Genomic DNA, 685 nt, shown 5'->3' with positions numbered 1-685 from the left:
TCGGCCATAGTGAACGAAGCGGGGCTGTTGTGGAGCCTTATCTTTCTACACAATGGTTTGTGCGCATGCAGCCGCTTGCTGATGCAGCGATTGAGCTGCAAAAGAAAGAAGAAAAGGTCAACTTTGTGCCTGACCGTTTCGAAAAAACGTATTTACACTGGATGGAAAACATCCGCGACTGGTGTATCTCCCGTCAATTGTGGTGGGGCCATCGTATTCCTGCCTGGTATCATAAAGAAACAGGCGAGCTATATGTCGGGCTTGAAGCGCCGGAAGACAGCGAAAATTGGGAACAGGATACAGACGTACTGGATACATGGTTCAGTTCTGCGCTATGGACTTTCTCCACAATGGGCTGGCCTGATGTAACGGCTGAAGACTTTAAACGCTACTATCCGACAGATGTTCTCGTGACAGGGTACGATATCATTTTCTTCTGGGTATCACGCATGATTTTCCAAGGCATTGAATTTACAGGCGAGCGCCCGTTCAAAGATGTTTTAATCCACGGCTTAATCCGTGACGAGCAAGGCCGGAAAATGAGTAAATCTCTTGGCAACGGTGTCGACCCGATGGATGTGATTGACAAGTACGGAGCCGATTCTCTGCGTTATTTCCTTGCGACTGGAAGCTCTCCTGGCCAGGATCTGCGCTTCAGCTATGAAAAAGTGGAATCCACATGGAA

1 protein-coding gene is annotated in these 685 nt (G+C 48.5%); it reads left to right on the top strand.

All coding sequences use genetic code 11. The features are described 5' to 3' along the window. On the top strand, positions 1-685 hold a 685-nt coding region (locus ACWHAR_RS27620; protein WP_452088508.1), incomplete at both ends, for a class I tRNA ligase family protein.

Source organism: Bacillus sp. LR--39 (assembly GCF_053613335.1).
This window is presented reverse-complemented; position numbering and strand designations above follow the sequence as displayed.